Consider the following 18,394-nt stretch of genomic DNA (forward strand, 5'->3'; position numbering starts at 1 on the left):
GCGAAGGGGCGGGCAATAGACATGTTGTCTACCGCCCGCCCCGTCAACGGCCTGCTCTGACCGATGCGGCCGATCAGCCGCCGAGCGAAGTCATCACGTGCTTGATGCGCGTGTAGTCCTCGAAGCCGTAGGCGGAGAGGTCCTTGCCGTAGCCGGACTTCTTGAAGCCGCCGTGCGGCATCTCGGCGACGAGCGGGATGTGGGTGTTGATCCACACGCAGCCGAAGTCGAGGTTCTTGGACATCCGCATCGCGCGGCCGTGGTCCTTGGTCCACACGGAGGAGGCGAGGGCGAACTCGACGCCGTTCGCGTACTCCAGGGCCTGGGCCTCGTCCGTGAAGGGCTGGACGGTGATGACGGGGCCGAAGACCTCGTTCTGGATGATCTCGTCGTCCTGCTTCAGGCCGGAGACCACGGTCGGGGCGTAGAAGTAGCCCTTCTCGCCGACCTGGTGGCCGCCCGCCTCGACCTTGGCGTGCGCCGGGAGGCGCTCGATGAAGCCCGCGACCTGCTTGAGCTGGTTCGGGTTGTTCAGCGGGCCGTACAGCACGTCCTCGTCGTCCGGCTGGCCGGTCTTGGTGTCGGCGGCAGCCTTGGCGAGCGCGCTCACGAACTCGTCGTGGATCGACTCGTGCACGAGCACGCGGGTGGCGGCCGTGCAGTCCTGGCCGGCGTTGAAGTAGCCGGCGACGGCGATGTCCTCGACGGCCTTGGCGATGTCGGCGTCCTCGAAGACCACGACCGGGGCCTTGCCGCCGAGCTCCAGGTGGACGCGCTTGACGTCCTTCGAGGCGCTCTCGGCGACCTGCATGCCCGCGCGCACCGAGCCGGTGATGGAGGCCATCGCCGGGGTGGAGTGCTCGACCATGGCCTTGCCGGTCTCGCGGTCACCGCAGATGACGTTGAAGACGCCCTTGGGCAGGACCGAGTCGATGATCTCCGCCATCAGGACGGTGGAGGCGGGGGTGGTGTCCGAGGGCTTGAGCACCACGGTGTTGCCCGCGGCGATGGCCGGGGCGAACTTCCACACGGCCATCATCATCGGGTAGTTCCACGGCGCGACCTGGGCGCAGACACCGACCGGCTCACGGCGGATGATCGAGGTCATGCCCTCCATGTACTCGCCGGCCGAGCGGCCCTCGAGCAGGCGGGCGGCGCCCGCGAAGAAGCGGATCTGGTCCACCATCGGCGGCAGCTCCTCGCTGGCCGTGAGGCCCAGCGGCTTGCCGGTGTTCTCCGACTCCGCGGCGACGAGCTCGTCCGCGCGGGCCTCGAAGGCGTCCGCGATCTTCAGCAGCGCCTTCTGACGCTCGGAGGGCGTGGTGTCGCGCCAGCCCGGGAAGGCGGCCGCGGCCGCGGCCATGGCGGCATCCACATCGGCCTGACCCGAGAGCGGTGCGGTGGCGTACACCTCGCCGGTGGCCGGGTTCACCACCTCGGTGGTCCGGCCGTCGGCGGCGTCCTTGAACTCTCCGCCGATGTAGTTGCGCAGACGACGCAGTTCGGTGGTCACTACAGCCACACTCCTGATCACATGTCCAACGATTGAGACGATTCCCCAAGGGTAGCTCCTCGGCGGACGCTTTCGACAGAGCCAGACACCACCAACTACGAAATCAGTGAGATCCGAGTCGCCAAACAACGGATTTCATCGATTCCGTCTTGCGGAACAGACGACTCCTCGTGCACAGTGTGGTCGTGGTCAGTCGAAGCGCAGATTCCAGGAACAGACAACCGTCCCCTTCGGTCGATGCTGTGTCCCTGGCGATCATCGAGCAACTGCAGGAGGACGGTCGCCGTCCCTACGCATCCATCGGCAAGGCCGTCGGCCTGTCCGAAGCGGCTGTGCGCCAGCGCGTGCAGAAGCTGCTCGACCAGGGCGTCATGCAGATCGTCGCCGTCACCGACCCGCTCACCGTGGGCCTGCGGCGCCAGGCCATGGTCGGCATCAACGTCGAGGGAGACCTCGACCCGGTGGCCGACGCCCTGACCGCAATGGCCGAATGCGAGTACGTGGTGATGACCGCGGGCTCGTTCGACCTGATGGTGGAGATCGTCTGCGAGGACGACGACCACCTGCTGGAAACGATCAACAAGAAGATCCGCACGCTCCCCGGCGTGCGATCAACCGAAAGCTTCGTTTACCTGAAGCTGAAGAAGCAGACCTACATGTGGGGAACTCGATAGCCCGTGAGCCAGGACCTCTCCAAAACCGCGTACGACCACCTGTGGATGCACTTCACCCGCATGTCGTCCTACGAGAACGCACCCGTGCCCACCATCGTGCGTGGTGAGGGCACCTACATCTTCGACGACAAGGGCAAGCGCTACCTCGACGGCCTCGCCGGCCTGTTCGTGGTCAACGCCGGTCACGGCCGCAAGGAACTGGCCGAGGTCGCCTACAAGCAGGCGCAGGAACTCGCGTTCTTCCCCATCTGGTCGTACGCGCACCCCAAGGCCGTGGAGCTGGCCGAGCGCCTCGCCGATTACGCCCCCGGCGACCTGAACAAGGTCTTCTTCACCACCGGTGGCGGCGAGGCCGTCGAGACCGCCTGGAAGCTCGCCAAGCAGTACTTCAAGCTGCAGGGCAAGCACACCAAGTACAAGGTCATCTCGCGTGCGGTCGCCTACCACGGCACCCCGCAGGGCGCCCTGTCCATCACGGGTCTGCCGGCCCTGAAGGCCCCCTTCGAGCCGCTGGTCCCCGGCGCGCACAAGGTGCCGAACACCAACATCTACCGCGCCCCGATCTACGGCGACGACCCCGAGGCCTTCGGCCGCTGGTGCGCCGACCAGATCGAGCAGGAGATCCTCTTCGAGGGCGCCGACACCGTCGCGGCCGTCTTCCTGGAGCCGGTGCAGAACGCCGGCGGCTGCTTCCCCCCGCCGCCCGGGTACTTCCAGCGGGTCCGCGAGATCTGCGACGAGTACGACGTGCTGCTCGTCTCCGACGAGACGATCTGCGCCTTCGGCCGCCTCGGCACGATGTTCGCCTGTGACAAGTTCGGCTACGTGCCGGACATGATCACCTGCGCCAAGGGCATGACCTCGGGCTACTCCCCGATCGGCGCCTGCATCATCTCGGACAAGCTGGCCGAGCCGTTCTACAAGGGCGACAACACCTTCCTGCACGGCTACACCTTCGGCGGCCACCCGGTCTCCTCGGCGGTCGCGCTGGCCAACCTCGACATCTTCGACAAGGAAGGCCTCAACCAGCACGTGCTGGACAACGAGGACGCCTTCTTCTCGACGCTGAAGAAGCTGCACGACCTGCCGATCGTCGGCGACGTCCGCGGCAACGGGTTCTTCTACGGCATCGAGCTCGTCAAGGACAAGGCCACCAAGGAGTCCTTCACGGACGAGGAGACGGAGCGCGTGCTCTACGGCTTCCTCTCCAAGGCGCTCTTCGAGAACGGCCTGTACTGCCGGGCCGACGACCGAGGCGACCCGGTCATCCAGCTGGCCCCGCCGCTGATCGCGGACCAGGGCACCTTCGACGAGATCGAAGGCATCCTGCGCTCGGTGCTCACCGAGGCGTGGACCAAGCTGTAAATCGTCCGACCACACGGCCCGGATCCTCCGTTCGAGTGAGAACGCGGGGGTCCGGGCCGTGTGCTGTCGCCATCCATCGCGTTCATCTCTTTACATCTCAGTGCGGCGCCAGTGACTTCAGCAGGCTCCGCTTCGTTCCCCCGGACGGAGGTGTACGCCATGGTGGCTCCACCGGACAATGCCCCGACCGACAATGCCCCACCCCAAGACGATCTGCTCTGGGCACGGTCCCTTCACTACTCCCACAGTGGGTCCCCCGGCCTCATCGGGGTCTCCGCCGGGATCCGCCAGGGCGAGATCCTGGCCCTGACCGGCCCGCGCGGCAGCGGCAAGACCACGCTGCTGCGCTGCCTCTCCGGACAGCTGTGCCCCGAGCAGGGCGAGGTCTGGTTCAACAGCGTCCCCGTGCACACGATGGGCGCCCTGGCCCGCGAGCGGCTGCGCCGCGACCGGTTCGGCTGGATCGGCCCCGAGCCCCAGCTGCTGCCCGAGCTGAAGGTGTGGGAGAACGCGGCCCTGCCGCTGCTGATCGCCGGTGCCTCGCACCGCAGCGCCAAGCACGCCGCCTGCGAATGGCTGGACCGCCTGGACATCGGCGGTTTCGCCCGCAAGCGCCCCTCCGCGCTCACCCGGGCCGAGTCCCAGCGGGTGGCGCTGGCCCGGGCCCTGGTCAACGAGCCCGCGGTGATCTTCGGCGACGATCCCACGGCCCCGCTGCACCGGGCCGAGCGCGCCCTGCTGCTCCGTACGCTGACCACCGCGGCCCGCTCGCACGGGATCACCGTGGTGCTGGCCACCCACGACGAGGAGACCGCGGCCGCCGCCGACCGGCGCCTGGCCCTGCTCGACGGCCGGCCCGCCGCCACGGCCATGGCCGCAGCGGGGCAGCCGGGTCCCCCGGCCTCCGGAACCACGGAGGGGCAGGCCGCGTGCTCGCTCTCCGCCTAGCCCGCGGCTCCCGGCCGCTGGTCCAGCTGCGCCGGCTCCTCGTCGCCGCCGCCTCGGCCGGTACCGGGTTCCTCCTTCTCTACGTGCTCGCCGAGGCGGTGGCCCACCCCGCCGGATCGTTCCCTCGCCTGCTGTGGGCCCTGGTGCCGCTGGCCGCCACCGTCCAATTCGCCGTCGCCGTGGCCCGTACCGACCCGGCGACCCGGCCCCGGGAAGGGCTGGACGCCGCCGGGCTGGGACCCGTCCGGCTCAGCCTGGTCGCGGCGATCTCCACCGCCGTCGCGTGCACGCTGGGCAGCGCGCTCGCCCTGGCCGCCTTCCTCCACCTGCGCGGGGATCTGGCCGGGCTGCCGTTCGACGGAGCCGGCGCCCGGCTGCTCCATGCCGACCAGCCGCTGCCGGTGGCGGCCGCGCTCACCCTCCTGGTCCTGGTCCCGCTGACCGCGTCGGCCGCCGCCGCCCTCACCCTGCCCCGGCGCAGGCTCCTGGCCCCGCAGACCGGGCTGCCGTGGGGCATCGCGCTCACCGCCTGCGGGCTCGCGGCCCTGGGCTACGCCGGGCGGGGCGGTCCCGGCATGCTCGTCGGCTGGTCGCTCACCGCCGTCGGCCTCGCCCTCGCCGGGCCCGGCCTGGCCTACGCCTGCGGCACGCTGGTCCAGGCCGTACGCCCGGGCGCGCTCCGGCTGCTGGCCGGCCGGGCCCTCCAGGAGGAGGCGCCCCGGGTCGGCCCGCCGCTGGGGGTGCTCTGCGCGGTCGGGGCGGCCGCCCTCACCGCCCTGGCCCTGCGGGACCGGGGCGGGCTGCTCGTCCCGCTCGGCCCGCTGACCGGACCGGCCGCGGCCCTGGTCGCCCTGTGCGCCGCCGCGACCCTTCTCACATCCGCGGTGGAGGCACGCCAGGGCCGAGCCGCCGGCCGCGAGGCCCTGACCGACATCGGCGCTCCGGCCAAGGTCCTGCGTACGGCCGCGAGTTTGCGGGCCACCGCGCTGGTGGCCGTGTGCGTACCCCTCAGCTGGGGTGTGGCGCAGCTGACGTCACTGGCCCTGACCCGCTGACGCGGGCAGCCCTTAGGGTGGGCCGAATGGTCAACGCAGACATCGAGATCGAGACGCTCGCCGAATTCGACCAGGTCGTGGCCCGCGGCTCGCTCAGCGGCTACCGGATCCAGTCGGTCAACCTGCTGGAGCGGACCTTCGCGCTGCTGTCCGCCGACACCTCGGCCGCCGTGTTCCTGGGCTGCGCGATGGAGCCCGACGCCTCGGTGAAGGTCCGCGCCGACGGCGCGCTGGTCTTCCCGCCCGTGCCGGACCTGCCGTTCAATCCGTACCGGAGCCTGCTCTACACGCCCGAGGAGCTGTTCGCCGGGCTACCCGCCGGATACGAGGCCACCCCGGACGCCCAGGCCTACGCCTGGTTCCAGGAGACCAAGGCCGACGGAGACGTCTTCTCCTCGATGCTCCGCTCCATCCACGACGACGCCATATCCGACGCCCTGGACGAGCACCTCGCGGGTGCCCGGGTGGTCGGCGTCATGGGCGGCCACGCCATGTCCCGCGGCGGTGCGGAGTACCACGGCGCGGCGGAGCTCGGCCGGGCGCTGACCCGCTCGGGGCTCACCGTGGCCACCGGCGGCGGCCCCGGCGCGATGGAGGCCGCCAACCTCGGCGCCTACCTGGCCCCGGCTCCGGACGAGGCCCTTCCGGAAGCCCTGGAGCTGCTGGCCAAGGCCCCTTCCTTCGCTCCGTCGGTGTCCGACTGGGCGCGGGCGGCCTTCGCCGTACGGGACCGGTGGCCCGGCGGCGGGGACTCGGTGGGCATCCCGACCTGGTTCTACGGGCACGAGCCGCCGAACGCCTTCGCGGCGCACAGCGGCAAGTACTTCGCGAACGCCACCCGGGAGGACGGGCTGCTGGCCCGCTCCACGGCGGGCGTGGTGTTCCTGCCGGGCGCGGCGGGCACGGTCCAGGAGATCTTCGACAGCGCGACGCCGAACTACTACTCCTCGCGGGGCGAGCCCGCACCGATGATCCTGGTCGACCGGGCCCACTGGACCGAGCACCTTCCTGCCTGGCCCCTGCTCCAGGCACTGGCGCGCGGCCGGGCGATGGAATCCCGGATCGCCCTCGTGGACTCGGTGGACGAGGTCCCGGACGTCCTCGCGTCAATGGCCTGACACCGGGAGGCAACTTCCCGGCCCGTTCCGACGTCTGGCAGAGGTACCGCAAAACCTGCCAGACGTGAACGGAGCCTTCGGTGCTCATAGGCCTGCTGACCGCTGTCGCGGCGTCCATCTGCTACGGCACGGGATCCGTCCTGCAAGCCGTCGGATCGCGCCGCGCCGCCCGGATGTCCCCGTCCGCCGCCGGGGTGACGGCGCACGGCGGCCCCAACCTGTCGTCGACCGCGAAAGCGGCGATGACCTGGGAGTTCATCGTCGGGACGGTCCTGGACTTCGTGGGCTTCGGGCTGGGCGCGCTGGCGGCCCGCCTGCTGCCCCTGTTCCTGTCCCAGACGGTGATCAGCGCCAACCTGGTGATCACCGCCGTGCTGAGCGTGAAGATGCTGGGCATCCGGCTGAGCCGCAAGGAATGGACCTCCATCGGCGTCGTCTGCACGGCGCTGGTGCTGCTGGCGACGGCCGCGGGCCACGAGGGCGGCCACCACGCCCCGATGTCCACGCACTGGTGGCTGCTGGGGATCACCCTGCTGCTGATGGTGGGCGGCACGGTGGCCGTACGCCTCCTCGGCGGCGGCGCGGCGATCCTGGCGGGTCTGCTGTCGGGCCTGGGCTTCGGCGCGCTGGGCGTCGGCGTCCGGATCCTGGACGGCGTCGACCCATTCGACCTCGGCACCCTCCTGTCCGACCCGGCCCTGTACGCCATCCTCGTGGCGGGCTTCGGCGGCATGTACCTGCACACCGTCGCCCTCCAGATCGGCTCGGTGAACGGCGCGACGGCCGCCCTGGTCGTCGGCGAGACGGTCCTGCCGGGCGCGATCGGCGTGCTCTGGCTCGGCGACGCCTCCCGCCCGGGTCTGGCCTGGCTGGCGGTGCTGGGCTTCGTCCTGGCCGTCACGGGCGCGGTGGCGGTCGCCTGGTACGGCAAGCACGAGGGGGCCGACGCGGAGGCGCAGGCCCCGGTCCCCGAGCCGGTGGCGTAGCCCGGAGGAGTCACCCGGTCGGCGCCTTCACCCGGTCGGCCGGTCCCCGATGGTGCCGGGGCGCCGGCTGCCGCTTTCTGGACGGGGGAGAAAGCGAGGGGTTCGTGGAACCCACCAGTGAGCGGATGCAGACACCGCGAGCCGCGGGAGTGGCCGGAATCGCCTTCGCACTGCTGCTCGCGGCGGCGATCGTGCTGATGCGGATCGCCGTCCCGTCGGGGAACGCCGCCGACGCGGCCATTCCTGCGGACCAACGCTGGGCGGTGCAGGCGGCCCTGGAGATCGTGCCCTTCGCGGGAATCTGCTTCCTGTGGTTCATGGGCGCCCTGCGCGCCCATACCGGCGAGGCCGAGGACAGGTTCGTCGCCACCGTGTTCCTGGGCAGCGGGTTCGTCTTCGTCGCCACACTGTTCGTCGCCGCCGGAGCGGCGGGCACCGTGCTGGCGGAGAACACGCCCTCCGATTTCGGGCGCCACTACGCGTACACGGTCCTCGCGACCTACTCGATGCGGATGGCCGCCGTATTCGTCCTCGCGACCTCGACGATCGGACGGCGGCTCGGAGTCTTCCCCAAGCCGCTGGTTCTGCTGGGCACCGTCGTCGGGCTGGTCCTGCTCATCGTGGCGTCGGCTGTGCCCTGGTCCGAGCTGGTCTTCCCGGCCTGGGCTCTCATCGTCAGCATCCACATCCTGCTGCACAGGTCCTGACCTGCCCTTCCGCCGTCTGGCAGGCCGTCCCCGGGCCCCGCGTGCATGCTGGATGCAGGGGAGGGACGGGTACTTCGGGGGCTCGGGGATGACGGGGATGATCGGGCCACGGAAGGGCTGATCTTTCATGAGGCTTGTCGTCGACCTCAATCGCTGCCAGGGATACGCGCAGTGCGCGTTCCTCGCTCCCGACGTGTTCGCCATGCACGGTGACGAGTCGCTGCTGTACGACCCGGAGGCGGACGAGGAACAGCGCGAGAACGTCGCGCGCGCCGTCGCCGCCTGCCCGGTCGGGGCGATCCTCGTCGAATACGACGCTGCGGACGGTCCCGTACTCACCCCGGAGGTGCGCGGTGAGCGGTGACGGAAGCCTCGAGCACCTCAAGCGCGAGGGCCGCATCGTCGTCGTCGGCGCCTCCCTGGCCGGCCTGCGGGCGGCCGAAACCATGCGCGAGAAGGGCTTCACCGGTTCGCTCACGATGATCGGCGACGAGCCGTACGAGCCGTACGACCGGCCCCCGCTGTCCAAGCAGGTGCTGCTGGGCAAGGCGACCGCGGACCGTACCGCCCTCCCCCGCCGCCGGGACATCGACGCGAAGTGGCGCCTCGGAGTCCCCGCCTCCGGCCTGGACATGGCGGCCCGGCGGGTGCGCCTCGCCGACGGCGACGAGGTGGAGTACGACCGGCTGCTGATCGCCACCGGCGTACGGGCCCGGCCGTGGCCCAACGAGGCCGAGGGCGCCCTCGACGGCGTCTTCGTCCTGCGCACCCGCGACGACGGCGCCCGGCTGGAACGGGCCCTCGCGGCCGGTCCCCGCCGGGTACTCGTCATCGGGGCCGGGTTCACCGGATCCGAGATCGCCTCCGCCTGCCGGGAGCGCGATCTGCCCGTCACGGTCGCCGAGCGGGGCGCCGCGCCCCTCGTCGGCGCGCTCGGCGGGGTGATCGGCGAGGTCGCCGCCCAGATGCACCAGGAGCACGGGGTGGACCTGCGCACCGGCGTGATGGTGACCGGGCTGGAGGGCGATCCCTCCGGGCGGGTCCGCGCCGCCCACCTCTCCGACGGCGCCACCGTCGAGGCCGACGTGGTGGTCGTCTCGCTCGGCGCGCAGCGCAACACCGAGTGGCTCGCCGGGTCCGGACTGGGTGCCGGCCCCCGCGGCATCGCCTGCGACGCGGGCTGCCGGGCCTTCAACATCTGGGGCATCGTCACCGACGACATCTACGTGGCGGGTGACGTGGCACGTTCCCCGCACGCGCTCTTCGGGTACCAGTTCCTGTCGCTGGAGCACTGGGGCAACGCCGTCGCCCAGGCCGAGACGGCGGCGCACAACATGCTCAGCGAAGGCATGGACCGCCGCCCCCACGTGTGGATCCCGGCCTTCTGGTCCTCCCAGTTCGGCGTGAACATCAAGTCGGTCGGGGTGCCGCCGATGGGGACCGAGATCCAGGTCACGCAGGGCTCCCTCGCGGAGCGCCGGTTCGCGGCCGTGTACGGGTACCAGGGCCGCATGATCGCCGCCGTGACCTTCGACAACTGCCGGTGGCTCCCGTTCTACGAGCACCAGATCGAGACCACCGCCCCGTTCCCCCCGCCGTTCTCCACGGTGGACCGCAGGCCGGAGGGGCACAAGCCGATGCCGGCCGACTTCCCCGACCCGTCGGTCCCCACCCACGGTCCGACCATCACCCTCAGCGGCTACTCGCCGGCCGACCGGACGATGACCTTCACCCCCGCGCGCCACTGACCGCGCCCTCCCCGAGGATCACGAGGACCCGTCATGACACAAGCCATCCTGCGGGAGATCATCGACTACGCGAACCGCGCGAACCCGTACCCGCTGTACGAGGAGCTCCGCAAGACCCCGGTCTCGCACGACGGGGACGGCCCGTACGTCGTCAGCACGTACTACGAGATCCAGAGCCTCCTGCACGACCCCCGGATCAGCTCCGACGCCAAGAACCTGAAGGCGACCGGGGACGATCCGCTGGGCCAGGGCCAGGGCGAGGAGGAGGGGGCGACCCTGCCCCCGTCCTTCCTCAAGCTCGACCCGCCCGACCACGACCGCCTGCGGCGGATGACGAACCGGCCGTTCGGGCCACCGCACGCCCCCCACCGGGTGCACGACATGCGGGAGGAGCTCGGCGGCCTCGTATCCGGGCTCATCGACGGCATCGCCACCACCGGGAACCTGGACCGGGTCGACCTGGTCGACCAGTTCGCCTACCCCTTCCCGGTCTCGGTCATCTGCCGGCTGCTCGGGGTGCCCCACGAGGACGAGCCACGCTTCCACGTCTGGGCGGAGACCCTCGCGGCCAGCCTGGACCCCGACCCGGACGCGGACCCCGCCCAGCAGGGCAAGGGGGCCATGGACGCCCGCATGGAACTGGGCATGTACCTGGCCGGGCTGATCGAGGAGCGCCGCAAGAACCCCGGCGACGACATGCTGTCGCAGCTGGCGACGGCCGACGGTCCGGACGGCTCGATGACCACGATGGAGGTGCTCAGCACCTCCGCGCTGCTGCTGATCGCGGGCCACGAGACCACGGTCAACCTGATCACCAACGGCATGCTGACCCTGCTGCGCCACCCGGACGTCCTCCAGCGACTGCGCGAGGACCCAGCCCTGTCCGTCCCCATCGTCGAGGAGCTGCTCCGCTACGAGCCTCCCGTGCAGCTGCTGCCCCAGCGCAGCACGCTCACCGAGATCGAGGTCGCCGGCGTGACCATCCCCAAGGGCGCATCCCTGTGGCTGATCCTGGCGTCCGGGAACCGCGACCCGAAGCGGTTCGAGAACCCGGACCGCTTCGACCCCGACCGCAAGGACATCCAGCACCTCGGGCTCGGCAGCGGAATCCACAGCTGCTTCGGCGCCCCGCTGGCCCGGCTGGAGGCCCAGCTGGCCTTGAGCGAGCTCGCCCGGCGGCTGGAGAACCCCCGGCTGCTGGAGGACCCGCCGCCGTACCGTCAGAACGCGGTCCTGCGCGGCCCGCGCCACCTGACGATCTCCTGCGACGGCGTCCGTCCCTAGGGGGACCGTTCCTGGTCCGCCGGCAGGACGACCACCTCGGCCGGGGTGAAGGACACCGCGACCCGGTCCCCCGCGGCCGGTGCCCCCGCCAGCCCGCACTCCGCTTCCAGCACCGGCCCCGCCTCGGGGCGCAGCAGCAGCGCGACGTGCGTGCCCCGGAAGGTCCGGGACACGACCTCGCAGCGCAGACCGTCCGGGGCCAGGACCACCCCGGCCGGGCGGATCAGCAGCCGCTGTTCGCCCTCCGGGGATCCGGCCGGGACCGGGACCTTGCCCCACGGGGTCCCCGCGACCCCGCCCGACACCACGGCCGGGACCACGTTCTCGAAGCCGAGGAAGCGCGCCACGAACTCCGAGGCCGGGCGCTGCCACACCTCCAGCGGGGTCCCGGCCTGCGCGACGCGCCCGTCCCGCATGACCACCACCCGGTCGGCCAGCGCGAAGCCCTCGCCCTGGTCGTGCGTGACGGCCAGCACCGTGGTCCCCAACCGGGAGAACAGCCCCTGGAGCTCCACCACGAGCCGCTCGCGCAGCCCTCGGTCCAGCTGCCCCAGCGGTTCGTCCAGCATCAGCAGCCTCGGTGACGGGGCCAGCGCACGGGCCAGCGCCACCCGCTGCTGTTCGCCGCCGGACAGCGAGGCCACCGCCCGGCCCTGGGCCCCGGGGAGCCCGACCATCTCCAGCAGCTCCGCGACCCGGGCCTCGGACGAGCCGCGCCCCTCGCCCCGCATCCGCAGCCCGAAGGCGACGTTCCCGCCGACGTCCCGGTGCGGGAAGAGCTGGTGGTCCTGGAACATCAGGCCCACGCCCCGCCGGTGTACGGGCACGCCGGCCTGGTCGGCGCCGCCGAGCGAGACCCGGCCCGCGGACACCGGCTGGAGCCCGGCGACGACCCTCAGCAGGGTCGACTTCCCGCTGCCGCTCGGCCCCAGCACGCACACGATCTCGTGCTCGGCGACCTCCAGGTCCACGCGGTCCACCACCGCGCGCTCGCCGAAGCGGACCGACACCCCGTCCAGCTGAAGCAGTGTCATCAGAACTCTCCCGAGGTCTTGTCGGGACGCAGTCGCTCCAGCACCAGCAGGGACACCGCGCACACCAGCATCAGAATCGTGCTCAGGGCCATGGCCTGCCCGTAGTTCATCTCTCCGGCCCGCCCCAGCAGCCGTGCCACGGCCACCGGCAGCGTCGGACGGTCCGGCCGCGCGATGAACACGGTCGCGCCGAACTCCCCGAGCGAGATGGCGAAGGCGAAGCCCGCCGCGATCAGCAGCGCCCGCCGGACCAGGGGCAGGTCCACCTCCCGCCAGGCGCGCAGCGGGGAGGCGCCGAGCACGGCGGCGGCCTCCCGCAGCCGCCCGTCCACGGCGCGCAGCACCGGCAGCATGGTCCGTACGACGAACGGCACGCCCACCAGGGCCTGCGCGAGCGGAACCAGGATCCACGAGGTCCGCAGATCCAGCGGCGGCTCGTCCAGGGTGATCAGGAAGCCGAAGCCGACCGTCACGGCGGACACCCCGAGCGGCAGCATCAGCAGCGCGTCGAAGCCCCGTACGAAACGGCCGGCGCGCCGGGTGAGGGCCGCGGCCGCGAGCCCGCCGATGACCAGGGCGATGGCGGTGGCGGCGAGCGCGTACTGCAGGGAGTTCCAGATCGCCTCCAGCGGGGGCACCAGGAAGGTTCCGCCGCCCGCGCCCACCTCCTGGAGCGCCCGGTAGAAGCCGAACCCGTACCCGCCGGGCGCGTCGAAGGACCGCTCAACCAGCACCGCCAGCGGGGCCACGATCAGCAGGGCGACCGTCAGCAGCACCCCGCCCAGCAGGGTGCGCTGCGCCCAGCCGCGCGGCCGGTGCGTCGTGCGCCCCGGGTCCACCAGCCGCAGCGCGGTCTCCCGCTTGCGCACCGTCCAGGCGTGCACCGCGAGGATCCCGCCGAGAGCCGCGAACTGCACCATCGTCAGCACGGCGGCCGTGGACAGGTCCAGGAGCTGCGCGGTCTGCCGGTAGACCTCCACCTCCAGGGTGGAGTACGCGGGCCCGCCCAGGATGAGGACGACGCCGAAGGAGCTGAAGGTGAACAGGAAGACCATCAGCGAGGCGGCGGCCACCGACGGGGCCAGCGCGGGCAGCGTCACCCGCCGCCAGGCGGCGAACCGCCCGGCGCCCAGGACCCGGGCGGCCTCCTCCTGGCGCGGATCCAGCTGGGCCCACAGCCCGCCGACCGTCCGTACGACGACGGCGTAGTTGAAGAAGACGTGTGCGAGGAGGATCGCCCACACGGTGGTGTCGAGCCGGACGCCCACCAGTTCGTCGAGCAGCCCGCCCCGGCCGACCAGCGCCAGGAAAGCGGTGCCGACCACCACGGTCGGCAGCACGAAGGGAACGGTCACCACGGCCCGCAGCAGCTGCTTGCCGGGGAACTCGAAGCGCGCGAACACGTACGCGCCGGGGAGCGCGATCAGCAGCGTGAGCAGGGTGGAGGCGAACGCCTGCCAGGTGGTGAACCACAGCACGTCGGCGATGTCGGGCCGGGCGAGCACCTCGCCGATCCGGCCGAACTGCCAGCCGGCGTCGGTCTTGAGCCCGCGCCCGACGATCGCGGCCACGGGATAGGCGAAGAACAGCCCGAAGAAGGCCAGGGGCACGGCCATCAGCGCGAACCGCAGGGCCGTGGCCCGGCCGGACTCGCGAGGGGCGGGGACCGGCGCGGCGCCCTCCGGCGCCGCGCTCGGAACCTGTGTACCGCCTACTTCACGACGAGCGAGGTCCATGCCTTGACCCACTGCTCACGGTTCTTGGCGATGGTCTCGGGAGCGACGCTCGTAGGCTTCTCGACCACCACACCGTGCTTGGTGAACAGCTCCGGCAGGGAAGCGTCCTTCGTCACCGGGTTCACGAACATCTGCAGCGGCATGTCCTCCTGGAACTTCTTGCTGATCAGGAAGTCCACGAGCGCCTTGCCGCCCTCCACGTTCTTCGCGCCCTTCAGCAGGCCCGCGAACTCGGTCTGACGGAAGCAGGTGCCGGTGGCGACACCCGTCGGGGCCTCGGCCGGCTGCGGCTCGGCGTACAGCACCTCGACCGGCGGACTGGAGGCGTAGGAGACGACCAGCGGGCGGTCGCCCTTGGCCTTCTTGCCGCCCGCGGAGCCGGAGAAGCGCTCGTTGTAGGCCTGCTCCCAGCCGTCGACGACCTCGACGCCGTTGGCCTTCAGCTTGCTCCAGTAGTCCTTCCAGCCCTCGTCGCCGTACTTGCCGACGGAGGCGAGCAGGAAGCCGAGGCCCGGCGAGGAGGTCGCGGCGTTCTCGGTGACCAGCAGGTTCTTGTACTCCGGCTTGATCAGGTCGTCCAGCGTCTGCGGCGGGGCGATCTTCTTGTCGGCGAAGTACGCCTTGTCGTAGTTGACGCAGATGTCACCGGAGTCGATCGGGGTGACCCGGTGCTCCTTGTCGAGCTGGAACTCCGGCTTCACCTCGCCCAGGCCCTTGGCCTCGTACGGCGTGAAGATCCCGTTGTCGAGGGCGCGCGAGAGCAGGGTGTTGTCCACCCCGAAGAAGACGTCGCCGCGCGGGGATCCCTTGGTGAGGATCTCCTGGTTCAGCGCCGCGCCCGCGTCCCCGGACTTCAGCACCTTGACGGTGTAGCCGCTCTGCTGCTCGAACTCCTTGAGGACCGTGTCGGTCACGTTGAAGGAGTCGTGGGAGACGAGCGTGACGGTCGTGGACTTCGGGGCATCGCTCGTGCCCGCGGACTTGTCCTTGGCGTCGCCGCCGCCGCAGGCGCTGAGCGTGGTGACAAGAGCAGCCGCGAGCGCGGCGCCCGCGATCTTCTTGGTGGTGCTCACTGGTGATTCCTCCTGGGATGTCCAGGAGAAGACGCGGCCCTGCCCGGCGCTCTGTGTGAGCGGACGCCGGGCAGGGCGCAACAGCATGAGTGGTGACCGAACTTCCTACCCCGAATGACCGGGGCGAGGTTCAGAGGGTCTGCGGATGACGGTTCCGCACTCTCAGCGCTGTGGCGCTCCCCTGTCGGAATATGAAATTGGTTCGGCCACAGGGTACCCCGTGGCCGAATACGGACCCCGATGACCGGAAACTAGCGCTCCGAGGCCGCGAGCTGGCCGCACGCGCCGTCGATCTCCTGGCCGCGGGTGTCCCGGACGGTCACGGGCACGCCGTGCCGGGCGATGGCCTCCACGAAGGCCTTCTCGTCCTCGGGCCGCGAGGCGGTCCACTTGGAGCCGGGCGTCGGGTTCAGCGGGATCAGGTTGACGTGGACGCGCTTGCCCTTGAGCAGCTTGCCCAGCAGGTCACCGCGCCAGGCCTGGTCGTTGATGTCGCGGATCAGGGCGTACTCGATGGAGATCCGGCGGCCGGACTTCTCCGCGTACTCCCAGGCCGCGCCGAGGACCTCGCGGACGTTCCAGCGGGTGTTCACGGGGACCAGGGTGTCGCGCAGCTCGTCGTCGGGCGCGTGCAGCGAGACGGCGAGACGGCACTTGAAGCCCTCGTCGGCGAAGCGCAGCATGGCCGGGACCAGGCCGACAGTGGAGACGGTGATGCCGCGCTGCGACAGGCCGAGGCCGTCGGGCTCCGGGTCGGTGAGGCGGCGGATGGCGCCGACCACGCGGTTGTAGTTGGCCAGCGGCTCGCCCATGCCCATGAAGACGATGTTCGAGAGGCGCGCCGGGCCGCCGGGGACCTCGCCGTCGCGCAGCGCGCGCATGCCGTCGACGATCTGGTGCACGATCTCGGCGGTGGAGAGGTTGCGGTCCAGGCCGGCCTGGCCGGTGGCGCAGAACGGACAGTTCATGCCGCAGCCGGCCTGCGAGGAGATGCACATGGTGACCCGGTCCGGGTAGCGCATCAGCACGGACTCGACGAGCGTGCCGTCGTGCAGCTTCCACAGGGTCTTGCGGGTGGTGTCGTCATCGCACGAGATGTGCCGGATGACGTTCATCAGGTCCGGCAGCAGCTCCTGCTGGAGCTTCTCCCGCGAGCCCGCCGGGATGTCGGTCCACTCGGCCGGGTCGTGCGCGTAGCGCGCGAAGTAGTGCTGGGAGAGCTGCTTGGCCCGGAACGGCTTCTCGCCGATCGCGGCGACCGCCTCACGGCGCTCGGCCGGGGTCATGTCGGCGAGGTGCCGGGGCGGCTTCTTGGCCCCGCGAGGGGCGACGAAGGTGAGCTCTCCCGGAACGGGGCGGGCCATGGCAGGTACTCCTTGTAAGACGAAAGGCGCGCCGCAGAAGCAGCGCGCCTTCCAAGAGTAACCGCCCGGCGTGTTACGACGCCTTTCCGCAGGTCAGCCCGTGCCCACAAAGGCCGCCAGCAGCAGCCACACCACCGGCGCGGTCGGCAGCAGGGAGTCGAGCCGGTCCATGATGCCGCCATGGCCCGGCAGCAGGGTGCCCATGTCCTTGATGCCCAGGTCCCTCTTGATCATCGACTCGCCGAGGTCACCCAGCGTGGCGCTGACCGCGACCGCCAGCCCCAGCACCAGGCCCTGCCACCAGGAGCCGCCGTCGATCAGGAACTCCATGCACAGCGCACCGGCCGCCATCGCGAAGGCCACCGCGCCGAACAGCCCCTCGCGGGTCTTTCCGGGGCTGATGCGCGGGGCGAGCTTGGTCTTGCCGAAGCGCCAGCCGACGGCGTAGGCCCCGGTGTCGCTGACCACCGTCAGCACCAGGAACGTCACCACGCGCTGCGGCCCGTCGTCGGCGGTGAGCAGCATCGCGACGAAGGTGGCCAGGAAGGGCACGTAGAACGCGGCGAAGACGCCGGCCGTGACGTCCTTGAGGTAATCCTCGGGCGGTTCGGTCATCCGCCAGACCAGGACGGCCAGAGCCGTCAGGGCCATGGCGACCCAGGCGCCCTCGGCTCCCCGGACGTATCCGGCGATGACCATGGCCGCGCCGCCGACGGCGAGCGGGACCAGCGGGGCCTTGATGCCCTTCTTCTCCTGGAGCCGGGAGGTGAGCTCCCACAGCCCCACGACGACCGCGACGACGATGACGCCGACGAAGACCGCCTTGACGATGAACAGCGAGGCGAAGATCACCGCGCCGAGGCCGACGCCGACACCTATGGCGGCGCGCAGGTCCCTCCCCGCCCGCTTCTTCGGCGGCGGAGGCGAGGCGTCCTGCGGTACCTGCGAAGGCGGGGGCGGGGGGCTGGGCATGGGCTCCTGCGGCGGCGTTTCGGCGCGGAAGAGGGGGCCGCCGTCCGAGGCGGCCCCCCGATCGCGTGCTTCCCGGTCGTCGAAGTCACGGCCGGCGGCATCGGGCACGATGGGCATGGGCCGAGTGTGCGGGCCCACCTGCGCATCGTATGCGGGACCCGCCGGAACCGGCTCCGGCTGCCAGGAAGAGTCGTTCATCAGACTTCGAGGAGCTCGGCTTCCTTGTGCTTGAGGAGCTCGTCCACCTGCGCGACGTACTTCGCGGTGGTGTCGTCGAGCTCCTTCTCCGCGCGGCGCACCTCGTCCTCGCCGGCCTCCTTGTCCTTGACGAGCTTGTCAAGGGCGTCCTTCGCCTTGCGGCGCACGGCACGCAGGGAGATCTTGGAGTCCTCGGCCTTGGTGCGCGCGACCTTGATGTACTCCTTGCGGCGGTCCTGCGTCAGCTCGGGGAAGGTCACCCGGATGATGCTGCCGTCGTTGCTCGGGTTGACACCGAGGTCCGAGTCGCGGATCGCCTGCTCGATGTTGCGCAGGGCGCTCTTGTCGAACGGGGTCACGATCGCCATGCGCGGCTCGGGCACCGAGAAGGAGGCGAGCTGGTTGATGGGCGTGATGGCGCCGTAGTACTCCGCCACGATCTTGTTGAACATCGCCGGGTGCGCACGACCGGTGCGAATCGCGGCGAAGTCTTCCTTGGCGACGACGACGGCCTTTTCCATCTTCTCCTCGGCCTCGAGGAGGATCTCTTCGGTCACCACGTGCTCCTGCATGTCTTGAATGGATGGTTCAGGCGGGCATGACGGGCGGGGCCGGTCCG

Annotated in this window: 17 protein-coding genes and 1 riboswitch; of the genes, 10 read left to right on the forward strand and 7 right to left on the reverse strand. The window is 71.0% G+C overall.

What is annotated here, in order from left to right; translation table 11 throughout:
- Positions 1-73: 73 nt before the first annotated feature.
- Positions 74-1,513 carry a gamma-aminobutyraldehyde dehydrogenase gene (locus JIW86_RS13490; RefSeq protein ID WP_215145266.1) on the reverse strand — a complete coding sequence of 480 codons (1,440 nt, stop codon included), beginning with the start codon at positions 1,511-1,513 and terminating at the stop codon, positions 74-76.
- A 170-nt stretch (positions 1,514-1,683) separates the two neighbouring features.
- Between JIW86_RS13490 and JIW86_RS13495 the strand changes: the two genes are divergently transcribed.
- The 10 genes from JIW86_RS13495 to JIW86_RS13540 all read left to right on the forward strand — a co-directional run bounded on the left by JIW86_RS13495 (position 1,684) and on the right by JIW86_RS13540 (position 11,398).
- Complete coding sequence (locus JIW86_RS13495; protein WP_215145265.1) at positions 1,684-2,187, forward strand: Lrp/AsnC family transcriptional regulator; 504 nt, start codon at positions 1,684-1,686, stop codon at positions 2,185-2,187.
- A 3-nt stretch (positions 2,188-2,190) separates the two neighbouring features.
- The gene (locus JIW86_RS13500; protein WP_215145264.1) at positions 2,191-3,552 is read left to right on the forward strand and encodes an aspartate aminotransferase family protein; all 1,362 of its coding nucleotides are present in this window, start codon (positions 2,191-2,193) and stop codon (positions 3,550-3,552) included.
- A 159-nt stretch (positions 3,553-3,711) separates the two neighbouring features.
- Entirely contained in the window at positions 3,712-4,500 is a 789-nt protein-coding gene (locus JIW86_RS13505) for an ABC transporter ATP-binding protein (RefSeq protein ID WP_257553963.1), read from the forward strand.
- On the forward strand, positions 4,482-5,555 hold the full coding sequence (locus tag JIW86_RS13510) for a hypothetical protein (RefSeq protein ID WP_257553965.1): 1,074 nt from the start codon (positions 4,482-4,484) through the stop codon (positions 5,553-5,555). The genes JIW86_RS13505 and JIW86_RS13510 overlap by 19 nt, the downstream gene beginning before the upstream one ends.
- Positions 5,556-5,581: 26 nt before the next feature.
- Positions 5,582-6,673, forward strand: coding sequence for an LOG family protein (locus JIW86_RS13515; protein WP_257553966.1), 1,092 nt, complete (start codon positions 5,582-5,584; stop codon positions 6,671-6,673).
- A gap of 80 nt (positions 6,674-6,753) precedes the next feature.
- On the forward strand, positions 6,754-7,659 hold the full coding sequence (locus JIW86_RS13520; protein WP_257553967.1) for a hypothetical protein: 906 nt from the start codon (positions 6,754-6,756) through the stop codon (positions 7,657-7,659).
- 125 nt (positions 7,660-7,784) lie between these two features.
- Complete coding sequence (locus JIW86_RS13525) at positions 7,785-8,366, forward strand: hypothetical protein (protein ID WP_257553968.1); 582 nt, start codon at positions 7,785-7,787, stop codon at positions 8,364-8,366.
- A gap of 127 nt (positions 8,367-8,493) precedes the next feature.
- Entirely contained in the window at positions 8,494-8,730 is a 237-nt protein-coding gene (locus JIW86_RS13530) for a ferredoxin (protein WP_215145253.1), read from the forward strand.
- Positions 8,720-10,114: an NAD(P)/FAD-dependent oxidoreductase gene (locus JIW86_RS13535; RefSeq protein WP_257553969.1), complete on the forward strand. Its 1,395-nt coding sequence runs from the start codon at positions 8,720-8,722 to the stop codon at positions 10,112-10,114. The genes JIW86_RS13530 and JIW86_RS13535 overlap by 11 nt, the downstream gene beginning before the upstream one ends.
- A gap of 33 nt (positions 10,115-10,147) precedes the next feature.
- On the forward strand, positions 10,148-11,398 hold the full coding sequence (locus tag JIW86_RS13540; RefSeq protein ID WP_257553970.1) for a cytochrome P450: 1,251 nt from the start codon (positions 10,148-10,150) through the stop codon (positions 11,396-11,398).
- Here JIW86_RS13540 and JIW86_RS13545 read toward each other — a convergent pair.
- The 6 genes from JIW86_RS13545 to frr all read right to left on the reverse strand — a co-directional run bounded on the left by JIW86_RS13545 (position 11,395) and on the right by frr (position 18,332).
- A complete protein-coding gene (locus JIW86_RS13545; protein WP_257553971.1) occupies positions 11,395-12,432 on the reverse strand; it encodes an ABC transporter ATP-binding protein in 1,038 nt (345 codons plus the stop codon). The two genes, JIW86_RS13540 and JIW86_RS13545, sit on opposite strands and share 4 nt — an antisense overlap.
- Complete coding sequence (locus tag JIW86_RS13550; protein ID WP_257559311.1) at positions 12,432-14,048, reverse strand: ABC transporter permease; 1,617 nt, start codon at positions 14,046-14,048, stop codon at positions 12,432-12,434. The genes JIW86_RS13545 and JIW86_RS13550 overlap by 1 nt, the downstream gene beginning before the upstream one ends.
- A 95-nt stretch (positions 14,049-14,143) precedes the next feature.
- Entirely contained in the window at positions 14,144-15,241 is a 1,098-nt protein-coding gene (locus JIW86_RS13555; protein ID WP_257553972.1) for a thiamine ABC transporter substrate-binding protein, read from the reverse strand.
- Positions 15,242-15,325: 84 nt separating this feature from the next.
- Positions 15,326-15,434: riboswitch (TPP riboswitch) on the reverse strand.
- A gap of 58 nt (positions 15,435-15,492) precedes the next feature.
- On the reverse strand, positions 15,493-16,605 hold the full coding sequence (rlmN, locus tag JIW86_RS13560) for a 23S rRNA (adenine(2503)-C(2))-methyltransferase RlmN (RefSeq protein WP_073911009.1): 1,113 nt from the start codon (positions 16,603-16,605) through the stop codon (positions 15,493-15,495).
- A gap of 93 nt (positions 16,606-16,698) precedes the next feature.
- Complete coding sequence (locus JIW86_RS13565; RefSeq protein WP_215145247.1) at positions 16,699-17,775, reverse strand: phosphatidate cytidylyltransferase; 1,077 nt, start codon at positions 17,773-17,775, stop codon at positions 16,699-16,701.
- Complete coding sequence (gene frr / locus JIW86_RS13570; protein ID WP_030016386.1) at positions 17,775-18,332, reverse strand: ribosome recycling factor; 558 nt, start codon at positions 18,330-18,332, stop codon at positions 17,775-17,777. Before frr ends, JIW86_RS13565 begins: the two co-directional genes overlap by 1 nt.
- Positions 18,333-18,394 lie beyond the last annotated feature (62 nt).

This window comes from Streptomyces sp. NBC_00162, assembly GCF_024611995.1.
Classification (GTDB): domain Bacteria; phylum Actinomycetota; class Actinomycetes; order Streptomycetales; family Streptomycetaceae; genus Streptomyces.